Genomic DNA, 18,592 nt, shown 5'->3' on the forward strand with positions numbered 1-18,592 from the left:
GGTGTGCGCTCCAGATGGCCAGCAGGGTAGCCCTGGTTAGGCCCGAGCTGGGTGGTTTTGCTGGTTTCTCTAATGTTGTGTCGCCGTACGTGGTGCTCTGGTGGCGTGGAGAGCTGGCTGAGGGTCGAGCCCGTGGCGCAGGGGCCGGCGTGGTCGCATCGGGTGGTGCTGGGTGATCTCGTCGCGCGAGGTGTTCCTTCGGCCGAGGTCGAGGGGGAGGTCGCGGCGGAGTCCCTGCGGGGTTGGTCGCTGAGATGGTCGGTGGGTCGGGCCGATGTGCTGTTTCCGGTGGGTGATCTGGCCTTCGGGCCTCCAGACGGCGCGGTGCCCGTGCGTCGGTTCTCGTGGCGACCGGGGCAGCGGCACCGGCCGGGGCTGGGCTACAGCGTTTCGACGGGGCGGATGCACGGTTTCGAAAGCCTCGCCGAGCGTCGGACCCTGTTGGTGCTCGACTTCCTGGGAGGTGTCGGGGAGGTGTCGTCGCAGCCGTTCGTGCTGCGGTTCACGGTCGGTGGGCGCCGGATGGAGCACGTCCCCGATCTCGTGGTGCTCGGCGAGGGCGGGGTTCGGGTGGTGGACGTGCGGCCTGGAGCTCGGGGCGACAGGACGGACGCGGTGAAGTTCGCCGCGACCGCGCGGGTTGCCGCGGCCGCCGGATGGTCCTACGAGCTGGTGGCGGGATGGCGGCCGGGGCCTGCGAAGGTGATCGAGACGTTGGCCGCCCGCCGCAGGACGCTGCGGGACCCGCTCGCCTTGCAGGCTCGCTTGCTTGAGACGGTCGCGCGCGAGCCAGCCCGCTTGGGCCGGCTGGTCGCGGGCACCGGTGTGCCGGCGGTGGCTCGCGTCCACCTGCTGTACCTCCTCTGGCATCGGCGCCTGGCCGTCGACCTGCACCACCCCCTGGATGATGCGACCTGGGTCCATCTCGTGGGCGGCGCGCGATGACCGGCCAGGACTTCGGGCTGGAGGAGCTGCCGCCCGAGGAACGAGCTCGGCTTCGACTGCGCCTGGAACACCTGTTGGAGGTCGAGAGCGGGTTCCGCAGTGGCAGCCGGTTCTGGGCGAGGCCGGGGGAGCCGCGTCCAGGCTACGACCCGGCGACGACGACCTTGATGCAGCGACGGCACCGCAAGGTGGCCGAGCTGAAGGCGTTGGGCTCGGGCGAGGCTCGGCAGCTGGGTTGGGCGGGAGTGGGGGTGCGGACACTGGGACGGATGGCGGCGGCCTACCGGGTCGAGGGCGCGGCGGGACTGGTCGATGGACGTCGGATCGGCAGGCCGCGTGGTCGCCGGTCGGTGGGGCCGGAGGTGGAGGAGGCGATCCGGGCGGTTCACGAGCAGTGTCTGCGGCGGTCGCGGATCAGCATGACTTCGCGGGAGCGGTTGATCCACCAGTACGTGCGGGAGGTATTCCCCGGCCGTGAGGTGCGGGTGCCGCACCGCACGACGCTGGCGCGGGTGTGGAAGGAACGGTTCGGCCCCGGAGGTGCCCGCCAGCGATACGTCCGATCCGCCGCCGCCCGGCCCGCTCCGGTCGGGGCGGCGGTGATCGCGACACGGCCCGGGCAGGTGGTGGTGCTGGATTCGACGCCGTTGCCGGTGAAGGTCCTGGACGACGTGTTCGGCACGCCGATCACGGTGCACCTGACGATCGCGTTGGACGCCTGCACCCACTCGATCGTCGCGTTCCGGCTGACACCGATCGCTGAGTCGTCGATCGAGGTCGCGATGCTGCTGCGGGACGTCCTGGCTCCGCTGCCGATGAGGGCGGGCTGGGGCGAGACCATGGCCTGGCCCTACCCGGGTGTCCCGGCCGCGCTGGTGGCGGACTTGGCGGGCGGGCCGGTGGCGGGGCTGCCGTTCTTCGCCCCGGAGGCGATCACCGTCGACCACGGGACCGCGTTCAAGAACCATCACCTGGTCGAGGTGGCCCGCACGCTTGGCATCGACGTCCTGCCGGCCCGCGCGATGCGCCCCACCGACAAGGCCGCGTGCGAGAGGGCGTTCGCCGCGATCCAGTCCCTCCTCCTCGAACTCCTCCCGGGCTGGCGCGGCATCGACGTCGCAGACCGGGGGATCGACCCGGAGGGCGACGCCTCCTGGACGGTGGGGGAGATGGAGCACCTGCTGGCCTCCTGGATCGTCGCGGTCTGGCAGAACCGGCGCCTGGACCAGCACGCCCCCGCCTGGGACCCGGCCGGCCGGCACAGCCCGAACACCCTCTTCGCCGCAGCGGCGGCCCGGGACGGCATCGCGCTGGAGATCCCGCCGCCGGAGCTCTACTACGAACTGCTGCCCGTGCATTTCGTCAAGGTCGACGCCCGCCGCGGCGTCAAGGTGGGCGGCCTCTGGTACGGAGCCCGCAGCCCGGCCCTGGATCCGTGCCGCGGGGTGCGGGCGCCCCGCAGTGGGCGGCACACGGGGAAGTGGGCGATCCGCCGTGACCCGCGCGACGTCCGGCACGTGTTCATCGAACTCGACGGGGCCTGGCACACCCTGGCGTGGAACGGCCTGCCCGAGGACGGCACCGTGCCGGCGTTCGGGGACGCCCGGATCGGAGAGGTCCTCAAGGAGGCCGCCCGGGCCGGGCTGCGGCCGCGGACGGACGCCGAGCTGCTGCCGGTGCTGCTCGACCTGCTGGCAGAAGTCACTCCGGTCGAGGGCTGGCCCGGGCGGCCCGGGGCCCGGAAGAAGGCCGCGGCTCGCGCCCGGGAACTGGCCCGAGCCCGAGCCGCTGCCGCCGACCGCCCCGACACTCTCCTGCTCGGCGCACCGGGCGTTGGGGGAGGACCTGCCGCGGAGGTGGCGGCCGCGATCACGGCCGACCGCCTCCGGCGCCGGCGCGCGGCGGGTACCACTCGGCCGGTGCCAGCCGCGCTCCTCGGCGACGACCTGACCCGCAACGGGCTGTTCCCCGCCGCGAGACCACGACCCGACGGCGACGGTATGGAGGAGGGGGAGACGGGATGAACGGCGAGGCAATTCGGAGGGACACGGCCGCCGGGTGGAAGGCGTGGCGGGTGACCCGGCACTCCTTCACCCCGGCGCCCTGCCTGTCCCCGGCTCGCTGGCGCGCGCTCCCGCCGGCCGAGCGGGCGGCGTGGGAGTTGGCGCGGGCGGCCACCCACGCGAACCTGCCGCTGCTCGGCACGCCCATGAGCCGGGCCGTGGACCACCTGCTGTCGGGGCGGATCCGGCAGAACGCATTCAAGGCCCGCCCGGCCACACGAGCGGGGGTGATGGTGTCCGGCGGCGGTTACCAGGGCAAGACCGAGACCGTCTGCGAGATCGCCGCCGTCTTCGAGGACTCCTGGCGCGCCCTGCACGCGACCAACCCCGACGCGGTGCCCGGCGCCCGGGACCTGTGGGTGCCCGTCGCCTACGTCCAGACCCCGGTGACGGCCAAGCCGAAGAGCACCTGCAAGGCGATCCTCGACTTCTACGGCGCCCCCAACAAGAACATGGACCTGCCCGAACTGATCCGCCAGGTCGCCGATTCCCTGGACGATCACGGGACGAAGGTGTTGATCCTCGACGACATCACCCGCCTGCGGATGCACCGCGTCGACGACCAGGACACCCTCGACCTGATCCGCGCGTTCATGTCCATGCACGTCACCCTCGTCCTGGTCGGCGTCGACATCCCCGGATCCGGACTCCTGAACGAAGGCCGCACCCTCGCCACCGGCCAGACCGCGCGCCGGCCGGTGAACGGGTGGGAACCCACCCAGACCCAGCGCCGCTTCGACCTCGTCGAACTCGACCGCTTCCGCTACGACAGCCCCGACCAGATCACCGCCTGGACCTCCCACCTCGCCGGCGTGGAAAACCACCTCCGGCTCCTCAACACCCGACCCGGATTCCTGACCGACGGCACCATGCCCGAATACCTCTACGCACGCACGGACGGCGTCGTCGGACTGCTGGAGCGCCTCATCGAGGACGGCTGCACCCGCGCCATCACCACCGGCGCCGAAACCCTCACCCCCACGCTGCTGGACGAACTGCCCCTCACCCTCGCCGGAGCAACGGGCCGCCACCAAGAGGCCGGCGAGATCCCCACCGTCCCCACCACCCCCCAGCCCGCCAGCCGCACCGGACGCGGGCACCGCAACGGCGCCTTCGACGACACCGGAACCCCACCCATCGGAGCCACCGCGTGACCGCCGTCCCGCTGCCCCGCTCACTGGACCCGTCACCGGGAGAAATCCTCCCCGGCTACCTGCTGCGCCTGGCCCACCGTCTCGGGATCAGCCCCTTCACCCTGATCGACCGGTGTGGGCTGGCCACCGGCGCGAACCGGTCCGGGCTTTCCACCCGCCACCTGGTCCGCCTCGACGATGACCACGCCGCCCACCTCGCGACCACCTGCGGCCTCACCCTCTCCGAAACCCATACCCTCACCCTCGCCGGACAGTTCCCCGGCTACGGCCCGCTCGCCAAGACCCACCTCGGCCGAACCCTCAACCACGCCGGGCTCGCCAACGACGGATGGGTGTTCACCGCCCTCACCCGCTACTGCCCCCAATGCCTGGCCACCCCGGACGGACCCATCTGGCAGGCCGCCTGGCGACTGCCCCACACCTTCCTGTGCCCCCACCACGACCGACTCCTGGACCTGCACTGCCCCGCATGCCGAGCACCAGCCCAGTCCACCGGTCTCCGCGGCGACGGCCGCCGCCGCAACAACGGCCGTCTCGTCCCCTTCCCCCTCGTCCGACTGCACCCGGCCGCATGCCGCAACCGACCAGGACCGAACCACAGCAACCCCCACTGCGGTCACCGCCTGGACCACGCCGAAACCTCCGCCCGACCCACGGCCGCGATGCACACCACCCACTATCTGCTGGCCACCGCCGCGCGCACCCACCCCGGCACACCACAGGCCGCCCCATCACCGCCCGAGCGCGACCTGTTCGCAGACCTCCGCCTGACAGCCCTCCTCATCACCGGCACCTGGCCCCACCTGGCCCCCCACTGCGAAACCGACACCGAACGCGCCGCCATCACCCGCCACGTCACAACCCACCGCAGCAGAAACACCACCACCCCCTGGCACCACCGCTCCAGCCACGCCGCACCCCTCCCGGCCGACGAAGCCGCCGCCACCCTCACTCTCGCCCACCACCTCCTCATGCCCGACCAAGCACCAGTGTTGGCCGACACCGTCGACTACCTGTCCCCCACCTGGGACGGCTGGGACCGCCTGCGCCGCTACGCCCCCCACTGCTCCCCAACCCTGGCCGACATCGTGCTCGCCCGCGCCCAAAACCACGCCAGGCCGGCCGGACGCCGCCCCCTCTTCCCTCAAGCCGCCACACACTCCGACCGGCTCGACGCCCGACACATCCCTCAATGGCTGCCCGAAGCCTGGGCCGAGCCGCTCCTCGCCCTCGACGGACCAACCGTGGCACTCCACCGCGACGCCGCCGTGCGACTTGTCCAGATGACCACCCCGCTCACCTACCAGGCCGCCACCCGCCACCTCGGTCTGCCCCACAACGCCATCCACAGTGCCGCCACGGCGGTCCGAACCTGGCTTCGCACCCCGATCCATCACACCTGTCACCGCGAGGCATTGGCGCGCATCGCCGATCTCATAGCCGCCCAGGAAGCCCCGGTCGACTACCACCACCGCCGGACCTGCATGGCCGACCACACCCTCACCGACCAGGACTGGCAACGCCTCCGAGCCCTCATCACCCGAGCACATCCCCGCGCACGACCCCCGGGACGGACAGCTGTGACCGCGTTCATCTGGGCCGTCGTCACCAGCTCCGAGATTCGGTGGGCCCCCGTTCTGAGCACCTCGCCCGACCTGGGCACACGAGCACGTGAGCGCGCAGAAGCCCTGTCCTTCGTACGACCCGGAGCACGCCGGCGTGCACCGCTCCGAGCTGTGTTGACCGAGTACGCGCTCACCATCGTGTCCGGGCTCCACGACGTACAGAGCCCTCCGGCCGAGGGAGGCCGAGGCGGAACCCCGGACAGCCGCCGGTGAACAAGCCGCAGCGAACAACACCCCCGTGGGCTGTCCGCCGCGGCGTCCTCACACGCTGCATCCGGTTCCGCCGGCCCCATCCACCGCAGGCTTGGTGACGTCGATCCCGCAGGCATGGTCAGGGACCGTCGAGCAGCAGCCACTGCCCGCTGCCTCGTCGACCGACGGCTGTTCGAAGAGGCCCGCGCCGCCGCACACCCCGGTCTCGGGCAGGACGAGTTCGACGCGTTCGGCGGCCTCGTGGTCGCCGGCGATGGCGGCGGCCACGGAGCGGACCTGCTCGTAGCCGGTCAGGGCGAGGAAGGTGGGTGCGCGCCCGTAGGACTTCATGCCGACCAGGTACACGCCCGCTTCGGGGTGGGCCAGTTCGCGGGCGCCGTGGGGGTAGACGGTGCCGCAGGAGTGCTGGTTGGGGTCGATGAGGGGGCGAGGGTGGTGGGGGCCTGGAGGCGTTCGTCGAGGTCGAGGCGGAGTTCGTCCAGGAAGGTCAGGTCGGGGCGGAAGCCGGTGAGGACGATGACCTCGTCGACCGGGTCGAGGCGCCGGCCGTCGTCGCCGATCAGGATCAGGAGGCCGTCGGGGGTGGGTTCGACGGCGCTGGTGCGGAAGCCGGTGACGGCGTCGGCGCGGCCGTCCTCGACGGCGGCCTTGGCGGCCAGGCCGAGGGCGCCGCGGGCGGGGAGTTGGTCGGCGGTGCCACCGCCGAAGGTGGAGCCGGTGATGCCCCGGCGCAGGACCCACGTCGCGTGGGTGCCGTTCCCGTCGGGGGCGGCGGCGAGGGAGGCCAGGGCGGCGAGGGCGGTGAAGGCGGAGGCGCCCGAGCCGATGACGGCCGTCCGCCGGCCCGCGTACCGGGCCCGGACGGCGGGGTCGTTCAGGGCGGGAACGCGGTAGGAGATGTTCGCTGCGGCGGCGCGTTCGCCTAGGGCGGGCAGTCCGTCGCCACCGGCGGGGCTGGGGGTGGACCAGGTGCCGGAAGCGTCGACGACGGCGCGTGCGAGGATCCGCTCCTCGCGGCCGTCGGCGTGGGTGACGTGCACGGTGAACGGCCGGGTCTCGCGGTCGGCGTCGACGATCCGGTCCCGGCCCACGCGGGACACGCCCGTGACCCGGGTGCCGTGGCGGACCTTGTCGCCGAGGGCGTCGGCGAGGGGCCGGAGGTACTCCTCGGCCCAGTCCTGTCCGGTGGGGTAGGTCTTCGGGTCGGGGTGGACCCAGCCGGTGGGGGCGAGGAGCTTTTCGGCGGCCGTGTCGACGACCTCGCCCCAGGTCGAGAACAGCCGCACGTGTCCCCACTCCCGCACGGCCGCACCGGCGGCGGGTCCAGCTTCCAGGACGAGGGGTTCGATGCCGCGGCCGACGAGGTGGGCGGCGGCGGCCAGACCCGCGGGGCCGGCTCCGATGACGACGACGGGCAGGTCATGGGTGGCAGGGGTGTTCACGACGGCTCCTCACACAAGCTGTTTCGACGTTTGTCGATGTGATGACGTCGGCAAGCGTCACACCCACTTCGATGCTCGTCAATATAGGCAAGCGTCAAAGTTGAGTCACCCTCCACCCGGTGACCTCTTTGTTTCGACATTCACCTATGTTGACGTTTGCCGATTCAGAGCGCAGGGTTGCATAGAGGACTGTCGAAACAGGTCGATGGTGCCCGAGTCCGAGGAGTCTCCATGTCCGAGAACACCGCCCCTGTCGCCGTGGACGCCGGCGCGCTGCGGGAGACGGTCCGCTCGCGGTACGCGGCGGCGGCCGTGCAGGTCGCCGAGGGCGGGTCGGCGTGTTGCGGGCCGGCCGCGATCGAGATCGACGAGAACTTCGGCGCGGGCCTCTACGCGGACGGCGAGCGCGGGGAACTGCCCGCCGAGGCGGTGGCCGCGTCCCTGGGCTGCGGAAACCCGGCCGCCGTCGCCGACCTGAGCGAGGGTGACCGGGTCCTGGACCTCGGCTCGGGCGGCGGGATCGACGTGCTGCTCTCCGCCCGTCGGGTCGGCCCGACCGGCAAGGCGTACGGGCTGGACATGACCGAGGAGATGCTCGCCCTCGCGCTCGCCAACGCCGAGAAGGCGGGCGCGACGAACGTGGAGTTCCTCAAGGGCGCCATCGAGGCGATCCCGCTGCCGGCCGCGACGATCGACGTGGTCATCTCCAACTGCGTGGTCAACCTGTCCACCGACAAGCCCGCCGTCTTCGCGGAGACCTTCCGCGTCCTGAGGCCCGGCGGTCGGATCGGGATCTCGGACGTGGTCGCCGACGACTCCCTCACCCCCGCGCAGCGCGCGGAGCGCGGCGACTACGTCGGTTGCATCGCCGGCGCCCTGTCCTTCGCCGAGTACCGGCGGGGCCTGGAGGTGGCCGGGTTCACGGAGGTCTCCATCACCCCGACCCACGCGGTCGCCGACGGCATGCACTCCGCGATCGTCAAGGCCCTCAAGCCCGCCGACGCCCGCACCGTCCTCCCGCTCGCCGAGGCCGCCCCCGAGGCCGGTTGCTGCGGGAGCCCCGCCCCGGCGCAGGAGGCGCCGTCCGGCTGCTGCTGAACAGACGTCGACCGGCCGGGCCCGGCGCGAACGTCCATCACCCCCCTGTCCTCCTGATTCGACATGTGTCAACATAGACGTATGTCGAATGCGAGGTTGTTGCCGGTCCTGGAGCCCGACGCCGGCGCGGTGGCGCCGTGCTGTCCGCCGTTGACCGAGCGGCCGATGAACGCGGACGAGGCCGAGGTCGCCGCCCGCATGTTCAAGGCCCTGGGCGACCCGGTCCGTCTGCGGCTGTTCTCCGCCGTCGCCTCCCACGAGGGTGGCGAGGCGTGCGTGTGCGACATCTCCGACGTCGGCGTCTCCCAGCCCACGGTCAGCCACCATCTGAAGAAGCTCAAGGACGCCGGGCTGCTCTCCTCCGAGCGGCGCGGCACCTGGGTCTACTACCGCGTCGAGCCCTCCGTCCTGGCGGCGATGGGCGCGATCCTCGGCAACGTCGCCGGCCGCTGACCGACCGATCCACCCGCCCCGCCCCGCGCACTGTCGCGGGACGGGGCGGTTCGCGTGACACGGGACGAAACGAGGAGGTCCACAGTGGAGATCGTGCCGATGGCGGCCGGGCACGCCGAGCGGGTGCTGGCCATCTACCAGGCCGGCATCGACGAGGGCAACGCCACCTTCGAGACCACCGCCCCACCCTGGACCACCTTCGACACGGCCCGGCTGCCCGAGCACCGGTTCGTCGCGCTCGACGCCGACGGTACGACCTTGGGCTGGGTGGCGGCGAGCGCGGTCTCCGACCGCTGCGCCTACGCCGGCGTCGTCGAGCACTCCGTCTACGTCGACCCCGCCGCACGCGGCCGAGGCGTCGCCCGCGCCCTCCTGGACGCGTTGATCGCCTCGACGGAGGCGGCCGGGATCTGGACGATCCAGTCCGGGATCTTCCCCGAGAACACCGCGAGCCTCGCCCTCCACGCCCGCACGGGCTTCCGCGTGATCGGCACCCGCGAACGCGTCGGCCGTCACCACGGCGCCTGGCGTGACGTGGTCCTCCTGGAGCGCCGCAGCCCCGTCGTCACCTGACGGGACCACCATCCACACCTATCAACAGCATTTGCTGTTGATAGGTGTGGATGGTGGTGTTAGGGTCGGATCATGACAACGACTCTTCCGGTCGCGGTGACCACCCCTACCGAGCTGCTCTCCGAGGGTGATCGGGCCCGGCTGCTGGCCCCGAAACTGCGGGCCCTGGGCGACGAGACCCGCCTGACGCTGATGCTGCTGATCGCCGAGCGGCCCCGCACGGTCAAGGAACTCCAAGAGGCCACCGGCCTGAGCCAGACCCTGGTCAGCCACCACCTCGCCCCCTTGCGGGAGCAGGAACTGATCAGCTCCAAGCCCCGCGGGCGCAGCAACGTCTACTCCCTGTGCTGCGCCGAGCTCGGCGGCCCCGTCCAACTCCTGGCGAGCCTGGCCGCCCAGGCGCCCGAGGGCGCCGCCTCCTGCCGGTGACCTGAGACGGGGGCCCCTCCCCGTCGCCCCCGTCCCCGCACATCTCAAGATCGCGTCCCCTTCCACCGGTTCGGCCGTTGCCCGTGCCGGTGGGACGGCACCGCGCTGCCTTCACCCACTCCTCTCTGTTGCTCAAGGTGCACCACCCGTGAACCCTCTCCTCGACGTCCTGTCGACGTTCGCCCTGATCACCGCCGAACTCGTCGCCCTGTTCATCGCGATCACCTTCCTCGTCACCCTCCTGATGCGCAGGCTCGGCCCCGAGAAACTCGCCCACTGGCTGGGCGGCGGCCACGTCAAGGGCATGATCAAAGGCGCCGTGTTCGGCGCGGTGACCCCGTTCTGCTCCTGCTCGACCATCCCGGTCATGGCCGGCATCCTGCGCGCCGGGGTGCCCTTCGCGACCGCCGTGGCGTTCCTGATCTCCTCGCCGATCATGGACCCGTTCGTGTTCGTCGCGGTCGGCACCCTCTTCGGCTGGAAAGCCGCCGCCGGGTTCACCATCGTCGCCGCCGCAGGCACCCTGCTGATCGCGCACGGCATGCACCGGGCCGGATTCGCCTCCCAGGTCAAACGCGTCCGCGTCACCGGCGGCCCAGACCAGGCGCATACGCCGTGGCGGGGTCTGCGCGCCGAACTCCCCGACGCCTGGCGCGAGGCCCTCGCCGAGTTGAAGCCCATGGTCAAGCCGATGCTGATCGGCGTCGCGGTCGGCGCCCTGATCTACGGGGCCGTGCCCACCGACCTCATGGCCGCCGTCGCCGGCGACGGCAAGTGGTACGCGATCCCACTCGCCGCACTGATCGCCATCCCCCTCTACATGCGGGCCGAGACGGCCCTGCCCATCGGGTTCGCCCTGATGGAACGCGGCATGAACCTCGGCGCCGTCTTCGCCTTCGTCATCGCCGCAGCAGCCATCAGCCCGCCCGAACTCTCCCTCCTCACCAAGCTGTTCAAGCCCAAGCTCCTGACCACCTTCACCACCTCGATCTTCCTCCTCGCCCTCGCCGGCGGCTTCCTCGTCCCCCTCGCCACCTGACCGCAACACCCACCACCCGCTTCACGAACCACGGAGACACCTCATGACCGCCAAGACCGGCTTCCTCGCCAAGCTCTTCCGCAAGCCCGACACCCCCGCCCCCACCCCCGCCCCCGCCTCCGACTGCTGCGACGTCCGGATCGTCGAAGAGGACGGCATCACCGTCGAACCGGCCACCACTCCCCGCCGGGACCACGGCAACTGACCCACCCCTCTTCCACACCCCGCCCGGCAGACGGCAGACGGCGGGAGTCCCCACCGGATCACCGGTGGGGACTCCCGCCGTCTGCACACAGCTCTCCCCGACCGCCGGCTCAACCCGGCCGGGATCGGCCCGGCGCCGCGGTTCGGGGCGTCCTCTCGCGTCAGGCGGTCGCCTTCGCGGGGGCCGCGTGACGGGCGGTCTTGACCGCCGAGATCAGCAGGATCACCGCGAGCGCCGGGATCAGGACCGTGTTCGGGACGGTGCCCAGGAGGAGCCCGCCGAGGAGGGCGCCGGTGACGGAGCCGGCGGCGAGGACGAGGGTGAAGCGGAGGTTGGCGCGCAGGACGGTGAAGCTGCCGTCGCGGCTGTAGCGGGCGAACGCGACGAGCATGGTGGGCAGGGACACCACGAGGGACAGGCTTCCGGCGATCTTGATGTCGACGCCGTAGAGCAGCACGATCGTCGGGATGAGGAGTTCGCCGCCCGCGACGCCCATGATCGCGGCCACCACGCCGATGCCAAACCCCGCGACCACACCGACGATCGCGAGGAGCGGGCCGGACAGGCCGAGGCCGCCGAGGTCGGCGGTGTGGGTGTAGGCGAGGGCAGCGGCCATGGCCACCATCAGGACCGCGAGGACCTTGTAGAGGGTGCTGGTCCGCATCCTCACCGCCCACGAGGCCCCGGCCCAGGCCCCCAGGAGGCTCCCCGCGAGGAGGTTGACCGCGACGGTCCAGTGCGGGGCGAGGTCGGAGAAGGAGACGGCCGCCAGGCGCGCGGGCAGCGCGGTCAGGACGACGATCAGGCTCATCGCCTTGTTCAGGATGACCGCCGACAACGCGGCGAACCCGAACACGCTGATCAACAACGGCAAGCGGAACTCCGCTCCACCGAGGCCGATCATGCCACCCAACACGCCGACCGCGGCCCCACAGGCGAACGTCACAGGCAGCGAACGCACGGCGGCGCCCGGCAGGGTGTCGGATTTGGTGCTCAACGAACGAACCTCTTCTTCGTGCGGGCGCGAAGGCGCGCCACGTCGCCGACCAGCATCACCCGCCACACCCCCACACCCCCACACCCACCACCCCGGATCTCACCTTCCTCCGACTGCCGCTTCGCTGGTTGGGCCGATCCGCCGAGGAAGGCCACGACACCCGACAGGGCAAGGGCCGCAGCCCCGCACCCGCCACGTCGTTGCCGCTCATCGAGCCCGAGGTGCGTGGCGGGTGCCGCTCTGATGAGCGTGCCGCAATGATCCGTCGACGAGACAAGGAGGGGCCCCTGGCGATCACCCAGGGGTCCCTCCTGCGATCCCGACGGCCCTCCGGCGTATCGGTCCCTCTACCGGGCGGCGCCGGTGAAGCGGCGGCGCCAGGCCAGGGAGACGTAGACCAGCGCGACGAGGACGGGGACCTCGATGAGGGGGCCGACGACGCCGGAGAGGGCCTGGCCGGAGGTGACGCCGAAGGTGGCGATGGCGACCGCGATGGCGAGTTCGAAGTTGTTGCCGGCAGCGGTGAAGGCGAGGGTGGCGGTGCGGTCGTAGGCCAGGCCGATGGCCTTGCCGAGCGCGAACGTTCCGAACCACATGATCGCGAAGTAGACCAGCAGTGGCAGCGCGATCCGGGCCACGTCCCAGGGCTGCGAGGTGATCGTCCTCCCCTGGAGGGCGAAGAGGATCACGATGGTGAACAGCAGGCCGTAGAGGGCCCACGGGCCGATCTTCGGCAGGAACTTCGTCTCGTACCGGTCGCGGCCGAGCTTCTTCTCGCCGATGCGGCGGGTCAGGAACCCGGCGAGCAGGGGCACGCCGAGGAAGATGACGACGTTGAGGGCGATCTTCCACATGGAGATGTCGAGGGCCTGGCCGTCGCCGAGGCTGAGCCATCCGGGCAGGAGGTCGAGGTAGAACCAGCCGAGCAGGCCGAACGCGAGGACCTGGAAGACGGAGTTCAGGGCGACGAGCACGGCGGCGGCCTCGCGGTCGCCGCAGGCGAGGTCGTTCCAGATGATGACCATGGCGATGCAGCGGGCGAGGCCGACGATGATCAGGCCGGTGCGGTACTCGGGCAGGTCCGGAAGGAAGATCCAGGCCAACGCGAACATCACGGCCGGGCCCAGGACCCAGTTCACGATGAGCGAGGAGACCATGAGCTTCTTGTCGCCGGTGACGGCGTCGAGGCGGTCGTAGCGGACCTTCGCCAGCACCGGGTACATCATCACCAGCAGGCCGACGGCGATGGGCAGGGAGATCCCGCCGATCTCGACCTTCGCGAGCGCGTCGTTCAGCCCGGGGATCAGGCGTCCGAGCCCGAGGCCGAGGCCCATGGCGAGGAGGATCCACACGGCGAGGAACCGGTCCAGGGTGGACAGCTTCGCGACGACCGAGGCGTCCGTGTCGGCGGCGGGTCTGGCGGGGGTGGTGTCGGCGCTCATCAGCAGGCCCTCTTCTTCCCGGCGCTCTCGCGGGCGGCCCCGGCCAGCGCGGCGAACTGGGCGGAGAGCCCTTCGAGGACCTCGGGCCGCAGGCGGTAGTAGGTGAACCGGCCGCAGGGTTCGGTGTCGACGACTCCGGCCTCCCGCAGGACCTTGAGGTGGTTGGAGAGGTTGGTCTGCTTGGCGCCGGTCTCCTCCACCAGGTGGGTGGTGCACAGCGTCTCGCTCGCGAGGAGGGTGACGATCTGGAGTCGGAGCGGGTCGCCGAGAACCCGGATCAGATCAGTGTCGACTGAAGTCAGCATGAGCTGATACTTTCACATCAGTCGACACTGACGCCAGCGGATGCTGATGTCAGTTCGGTGCGGGACGACGTCCGTCCCGTCTTCCGCCTCCTGTCTCCCGTTCGAGGAAGAGCACCCCGATGACCGTGAAGCCCTCCGTGTTGTTCGTCTGCGTCCACAACGCGGGCCGGTCCCAGATGGCCGCCGCCTGGCTGACCCACCTCGCCGGGGACCGGGTCGAGGTCCGCTCCGCCGGCTCCGCCCCCGCCGACACGGTCAACCCGGCCGCCGTCGCGGCGATGGCCGAGGTCGGCATCGACATGTCCGCCGAGACCCCCAAGGTCCTCACCGTCGACGCGGTGAAGGCGTCCGACGTGTGCATCACGATGGGCTGCGGCGACACCTGCCCCGTCTTCCCCGGCAAGCGCTACCTCGACTGGAAGCTGGAGGACCCCGCCGGGCAGGGCGTCGAGGCCGTCCGCCCGATCCGCGACGAGATCAAGGCCCTCGTGGAGCGGCTCATCACCGAGATCGCCCCCGAGACCGCCTCGTGAGCGACATACACGACGTCGTCGTCATCGGCTCCGGCCCCGCCGGCTACACCGCCGCCCTCTACGCCGCCCGCGCGCAGCTCGCCCCGGTGCTGTTCGGCAGTTCCATCTTCGTCGGCGGGTCGCTGACGACGACGACCGAGGTCGAGAACTTCCCCGGCTTCCCCAACGGGATCGACGGCCCGGACCTCATGGACAACATGCGGGCCCAGGCCGAGCGGTTCGGCGCCCGCATGGTCGACGACGACATCGTCACGGTCGACCTCACCGGCCCCGTCAAGCTCCTCACCGACTCCGAGGGCACCGTCCACCGCGCCCGCACGGTGATCGTCGCCACCGGCTCCGGCTACCGCAAGCTCGGCCTGCCCGGCGAGGACACCCTCTCCGGCCGCGGCGTGTCCTGGTGCGCCACCTGCGACGGCTTCTTCTTCAAAGGCCGCGACATCGTCGTGGTCGGCGGCGGCGACACCGCCATGGAGGAAGCCACCTTCCTCACCCGCTTCGCCCGCTCGGTCACCGTCGTCCACCGCCGCTCCACCCTGCGCGCCTCCAAGGTCATGCAGGACCGCGCCTTCGCAGACGACAAGATCTCCTTCGCCTTCGACACCGAGATCACCGAACTCAAGGCCGCCGACAACATGCTCACCGGCCTGGTCCTGCGCGACGTGTTCACCGGCAAGCTCCGCGAACACCCCGCCACCGGCCTCTTCATCGCCATCGGCCACGACCCCCGCACCAGCCTGTTCACCGGCCAACTCGACCTCGACAACGCCGGCTACATCAAGGTCAACGCCCCCACCACCCACACCAACATCCCCGGCGTCTTCGCAGCCGGCGACGTCGTCGACCACACCTACCGCCAAGCCATCACCGCCGCCGGCACCGGCGCCGCCGCAGCCCTCGACGCCGAACGCCACCTTGCCACCCTCGCCCACGAGGCCAACGCCACCCCGGCGGCCGTCCTCTGAACGTGACGCACAGACCTCGGCCGATTCTCCTCACGAAGGAGTAGCGGCCGAGGCCCGGGCCGTTTCTGAGCACTGAAGTTGTCCATCGAAGTCAGGTGGAGCGCTCGGTCACATCACGGAACCACCTGTCCGGGGGCTACGGCACCCGTTTCGCGGCTCGCTCGGCGGCCTTGCGCGCGGTGGTCGCGGCCGCCCGCGCGGCTGTGGCCTCGGCGCGGGTGGCCTCGGTTCGGGAGTGCGCGGCCTGCTGGTCCTCGGTGGCACGCGCGAGCCGGGCCCGGGCCTGCTCGACGGCCTCCGTCGCTTCCCGTTCGGTCTGTCGGGCGGTCTCGTGGGCGAGCCGGGCCCGGGTGGCCTCGCGGTCGGCGGCGTCGGCGGCCCGCGCCGCGTCGGCCGCCACCCGCCGCGCTTCCTCGACCTCACGGGCTTTCCGCGCTTCCCGTTCACGTGCCTCGCGGGCCCGGGCCCGCGAGGCCGAGTCGACCTGCGCCGGGGCTTTACGGGCGGGGCGGGCGGCGGGGGGTGCGGCTGTGCGGGGTGGTGGTGTGCCGGTGGGCACGGCATCGAACCCCACGGCCCCTTCCGGCGCGACGGCCAGCCGGCCCGCGGCCAGCAGGTCGGCGAGGGCGGGGTCGGCGAGGGCACCCCGCAGGATCGTCTCGACCTGCCGCGTGGGTCCCTCGCCCAGGCGGTGCCCGGCCTCGGCGGCCGCGGCCGCGATCTGCCGGGCGAGCACGGCCACCAGCCGGTGCTGATCGGCCACCGCCTGCCGCAGCGCACCACCGGCCAGGCTCTGGTGCGCGTCACGCATCACCACGCCCAAGGCGACCAGTTGCTCGACTTCGGCTTCGTGGGTGCGGGCCCAGGTGTTCGCGGCCCAGGCCGCGATGGTCGGCCGCCGCAGCGCCGCGACCTCGCGCGCCCCCGCCAGGTCCTTGGCCCGGCGAAGCTCGGCGACGCGTGCGTCCCGGGCCGCGACGAAGCGGTCGGGCGGCTCTTGGTAGAGCTCGTCGAGGATCGCGTCGTCCACCACGGCTCCACGATCCCCCGAGACCGGCGGTCGTGCGGTACCGCCACACCGGCGCGGCACGACGGCCGGTACCCGGCCCGGAGACGGAATGGTCGGATCCGGGGAGGGGCATGCTGCCGGCATGGTGATGAGGGAGCGGCGTGATCAGGTGTGTGTTCTGCCGGGGGATCCGTCGTGGTTCGAGGGCGTCGTCTATCTCGAGGCGCTGTTCGGGGTGCTGGAGGCGGCGGCCGAGGCGACCGCTGACGGGGACGCCGCCGGAATGCCGCCGCCCCTGACCTTCGGTGTGGCCGAGGGCGCGGTCGCGCGGGTCAGGGAGGACGTCCTGGACCCTGAGGCGGGCCTTCCCACGTTCCGTCTGTTCGTGCTGCCGGCCCATGAGCTGGACGCGTTGTGGCAGGTGCTGGAGAGTCTGCGTTCCGCGAGATCCGGTGACGCCGACGCCGCGGGCGTCCTGGAGGTCGTCGCGGCGTTCTGTTCGCACTCCGTGCCCTCACGCACGGTCGACGCGGTCATCGGGGACCTGGAGCGAGTGTTGACGCTGCTCAGTCTCGACATCCCGGCCGTCAAGGACCTCGCCACCGCCGTCTGCCTGGACGTCCCGAGCCACGGGCTCGACCCCGAAGCCGCATACGAGGACATCACGCGGGTGTGGCGGACCGCCGGCATCATCCCCTGACCACCCCCACGCGGCCCGCGGCCGGGAACGCGCACCACGGTCCGGGAGGATTTCCCGGTTCCGGCTGTGCGACACGGGGGTGGTGGGGAGGATGGGCCGGGGCCCGCTCGGGCTCGTCATCGAGGGGGCCTGATGGAGCCGTTCGTACCGCAGTACCAGGGCGCGCCGTGGCCGGCCGGGCCGACACCGGAAGACGGGGTCGGCGTGCTGCACGTCTATGCCCTCCCACGCCCCGGCGTCGACGACGACCTGCTCGATCTGGTGCGGGCGTGCGGTCCGGCGATGACCGGCTATCCCCTCGATCCGCAGCTGCCCGCAGGCGAGCCGGGTGCGGGTCTGTTGCACGCGACGGTGGAGATGCTCGCCGACGCCCCGGCCGCCGCCTACGATCAGGCCGCCCGCGACGACCTGGTGGCCGCGCTCCGCAAGGAGCTCGCCGGGGTGCCGCCGTTCGTGACGGAGGCGGGGCCGCCGATCGCGGGGTTGGCGGGCGTGGTCGTCGACTTGTGGCCCGACGCCGAGTTCCTGGCTCTCGCCGAGCGGGTGCGGGGCGCTGTCCGCCGGACCCGGGGTGATGCGGCGCTGCGGCATTCCGGGGGTCGGCCGCATGTTTCCGCCGCGTACGCGTACGGCGCCGCCTCCTCCGATCGCCTCAACACGGTCCTGCGCGGCATCACCCCCCGGCGCGTGCCGTTCACGATCGACCGCGTGCACTTGTTGGACGTCAGCTGGAGGTTCGACGCCGGCCTGCCCGGTTGGAGGATGTCGTGGACCCCGGTCGCCGAGATCCCCTTGGGGGGCGTGCCCCGTCGAGCAGCTTGAGGGGCCATTCGGTCCGGTGCGGGATGGGCTCGGCTCGCCGGTCGCCGATCCGGGCTGTCGTCACGCGGGTCCCGGACGGTGCAGGGCCCCTTGGCGCAGGGTGTCGATCAGCATCGGCACGTCGTCCGCGGCGGCGTTGCTGATGGCGAGGAGATAGCCGATCAGGGACCGCCCGATCGTTTCCGCCTGCGCGGCGGTCGCACCCGCCGCGAGTTCGGTGAGGGTCTCGACCCACACTTTCGACACGCGCACGGTCGGATCGGCGTTCATCCTGGCCGCGGCGGCCTCCAGCTCCTGCGGGGAGAGACCGCCGTGGATGCCGAACTGCGGGGGCAGCATCGTCTGCATGATGAGCGCACCCAACTCCGCGACCAGCACGGCCGTGGGCCTCTCGCCGGGCTCGTGCCGCAGGAGCACGTCCCCGCTCGCGGTGTCCTCCATCCACACCGCCTCGAGGTAGCCGCAGGCACGCAGCATCTCGTCCGGGGTCATCTGGTCAGCCACTGCTACTCCCAGGGGTGTCGTTCCACGCACGATCGAGGTCGATCCGGTCTACCAGGCCGAACAGGGCCGGGTCACG

Annotated in this window: 19 protein-coding genes and 1 pseudogene; 14 read left to right on the forward strand and 6 right to left on the reverse strand. The window is 71.8% G+C overall.

The window, feature by feature from the left end; translation table 11 throughout:
* Positions 1–105: 105 nt before the first annotated feature.
* From ACN20G_RS37010 to ACN20G_RS37025, 4 genes are read left to right on the forward strand one after another with little or no spacing between them, the layout of a single operon-like run.
* Positions 106–945: a TnsA-like heteromeric transposase endonuclease subunit gene (locus tag ACN20G_RS37010; protein ID WP_424217763.1), complete on the forward strand. Its 840-nt coding sequence runs from the start codon at positions 106–108 to the stop codon at positions 943–945.
* The gene (locus ACN20G_RS37015) at positions 942–2,969 is read left to right on the forward strand and encodes a transposase (RefSeq protein ID WP_424217764.1); all 2,028 of its coding nucleotides are present in this window, start codon (positions 942–944) and stop codon (positions 2,967–2,969) included. The genes ACN20G_RS37010 and ACN20G_RS37015 overlap by 4 nt, the downstream gene beginning before the upstream one ends.
* Entirely contained in the window at positions 2,966–4,162 is a 1,197-nt protein-coding gene (locus ACN20G_RS37020) for a TniB family NTP-binding protein (RefSeq protein ID WP_424217765.1), read from the forward strand. The genes ACN20G_RS37015 and ACN20G_RS37020 overlap by 4 nt, the downstream gene beginning before the upstream one ends.
* Positions 4,159–6,000, forward strand: a complete 1,842-nt coding sequence (locus ACN20G_RS37025) for a TniQ family protein (RefSeq protein ID WP_424217766.1) — start codon at positions 4,159–4,161, stop codon at positions 5,998–6,000. The genes ACN20G_RS37020 and ACN20G_RS37025 overlap by 4 nt, the downstream gene beginning before the upstream one ends.
* 48 nt (positions 6,001–6,048) lie before the next feature.
* On the opposite strand, the pseudogene ACN20G_RS37030 reads toward ACN20G_RS37025, so the two are convergent.
* Positions 6,049–7,442 (reverse strand): annotated as a pseudogene (locus tag ACN20G_RS37030) (NAD(P)-binding domain-containing protein).
* A gap of 231 nt (positions 7,443–7,673) precedes the next feature.
* Here ACN20G_RS37030 and arsM point away from each other — a divergent pair.
* The 6 genes from arsM to ACN20G_RS37060 all read left to right on the forward strand — a co-directional run bounded on the left by arsM (position 7,674) and on the right by ACN20G_RS37060 (position 11,239).
* Positions 7,674–8,540 carry an arsenite methyltransferase gene (arsM, locus tag ACN20G_RS37035; RefSeq protein WP_424217767.1) on the forward strand — a complete coding sequence of 289 codons (867 nt, stop codon included), beginning with the start codon at positions 7,674–7,676 and terminating at the stop codon, positions 8,538–8,540.
* An 81-nt stretch (positions 8,541–8,621) separates the two neighbouring features.
* Entirely contained in the window at positions 8,622–8,993 is a 372-nt protein-coding gene (locus tag ACN20G_RS37040) for an ArsR/SmtB family transcription factor (protein ID WP_424217768.1), read from the forward strand.
* A gap of 99 nt (positions 8,994–9,092) precedes the next feature.
* On the forward strand, positions 9,093–9,566 hold the full coding sequence (locus ACN20G_RS37045; protein ID WP_424217808.1) for an N-acetyltransferase family protein: 474 nt from the start codon (positions 9,093–9,095) through the stop codon (positions 9,564–9,566).
* 72 nt (positions 9,567–9,638) lie between these two features.
* The gene (locus tag ACN20G_RS37050; protein WP_424217769.1) at positions 9,639–9,995 is read left to right on the forward strand and encodes an ArsR/SmtB family transcription factor; all 357 of its coding nucleotides are present in this window, start codon (positions 9,639–9,641) and stop codon (positions 9,993–9,995) included.
* A gap of 148 nt (positions 9,996–10,143) precedes the next feature.
* Positions 10,144–11,034 (forward strand): permease, encoded by an 891-nt coding sequence (locus tag ACN20G_RS37055; RefSeq protein WP_424217770.1) that lies wholly within the window; start codon positions 10,144–10,146, stop codon positions 11,032–11,034.
* 43 nt (positions 11,035–11,077) lie between these two features.
* A complete protein-coding gene (locus tag ACN20G_RS37060) occupies positions 11,078–11,239 on the forward strand; it encodes a hypothetical protein (protein WP_424217771.1) in 162 nt (53 codons plus the stop codon).
* A 160-nt stretch (positions 11,240–11,399) separates the two neighbouring features.
* Here ACN20G_RS37060 and ACN20G_RS37065 read toward each other — a convergent pair whose 3' ends face one another.
* The 3 genes from ACN20G_RS37065 to ACN20G_RS37075 form a co-directional block, all read right to left on the reverse strand.
* Complete coding sequence (locus tag ACN20G_RS37065; protein ID WP_424217772.1) at positions 11,400–12,236, reverse strand: sulfite exporter TauE/SafE family protein; 837 nt, start codon at positions 12,234–12,236, stop codon at positions 11,400–11,402.
* A 347-nt stretch (positions 12,237–12,583) separates the two neighbouring features.
* The gene (arsB, locus tag ACN20G_RS37070) at positions 12,584–13,678 is read right to left on the reverse strand and encodes an ACR3 family arsenite efflux transporter (protein ID WP_424217773.1); all 1,095 of its coding nucleotides are present in this window, start codon (positions 13,676–13,678) and stop codon (positions 12,584–12,586) included.
* Positions 13,678–13,983 carry an ArsR/SmtB family transcription factor gene (locus ACN20G_RS37075; RefSeq protein ID WP_424217774.1) on the reverse strand — a complete coding sequence of 102 codons (306 nt, stop codon included), beginning with the start codon at positions 13,981–13,983 and terminating at the stop codon, positions 13,678–13,680. Before ACN20G_RS37075 ends, arsB begins: the two co-directional genes overlap by 1 nt.
* Positions 13,984–14,102: 119 nt before the next feature.
* Between ACN20G_RS37075 and ACN20G_RS37080 the strand changes: the two genes are divergently transcribed.
* Both ACN20G_RS37080 and trxB read left to right on the forward strand, forming a co-directional pair.
* Positions 14,103–14,516, forward strand: a complete 414-nt coding sequence (locus ACN20G_RS37080; protein ID WP_424217775.1) for an arsenate reductase ArsC — start codon at positions 14,103–14,105, stop codon at positions 14,514–14,516.
* Entirely contained in the window at positions 14,513–15,481 is a 969-nt protein-coding gene (trxB, locus tag ACN20G_RS37085; RefSeq protein WP_424217776.1) for a thioredoxin-disulfide reductase, read from the forward strand. Before ACN20G_RS37080 ends, trxB begins: the two co-directional genes overlap by 4 nt.
* Before the next feature lie 136 nt (positions 15,482–15,617).
* Here trxB and ACN20G_RS37090 read toward each other — a convergent pair whose 3' ends face one another.
* On the reverse strand, positions 15,618–16,511 hold the full coding sequence (locus ACN20G_RS37090; protein ID WP_424217777.1) for a hypothetical protein: 894 nt from the start codon (positions 16,509–16,511) through the stop codon (positions 15,618–15,620).
* A gap of 121 nt (positions 16,512–16,632) precedes the next feature.
* On the opposite strand from ACN20G_RS37090, the gene ACN20G_RS37095 reads away from it, so the two are divergent.
* Positions 16,633–17,190: a hypothetical protein gene (locus ACN20G_RS37095; RefSeq protein WP_424217778.1), complete on the forward strand. Its 558-nt coding sequence runs from the start codon at positions 16,633–16,635 to the stop codon at positions 17,188–17,190.
* A 132-nt stretch (positions 17,191–17,322) separates the two neighbouring features.
* Positions 17,323–18,012, forward strand: coding sequence for a hypothetical protein (locus ACN20G_RS37100; protein ID WP_424217779.1), 690 nt, complete (start codon positions 17,323–17,325; stop codon positions 18,010–18,012).
* A gap of 60 nt (positions 18,013–18,072) precedes the next feature.
* Here the strand turns inward: ACN20G_RS37100 and ACN20G_RS37105 are convergent, their stop codons facing one another.
* Positions 18,073–18,516, reverse strand: coding sequence for a hypothetical protein (locus ACN20G_RS37105; protein ID WP_424217780.1), 444 nt, complete (start codon positions 18,514–18,516; stop codon positions 18,073–18,075).
* Between the last annotated feature and the right edge of the window lie 76 nt (positions 18,517–18,592).

This window comes from Streptomyces dryopteridis, from assembly GCF_049606955.1.
Classification (GTDB): domain Bacteria; phylum Actinomycetota; class Actinomycetes; order Streptomycetales; family Streptomycetaceae; genus Streptomyces.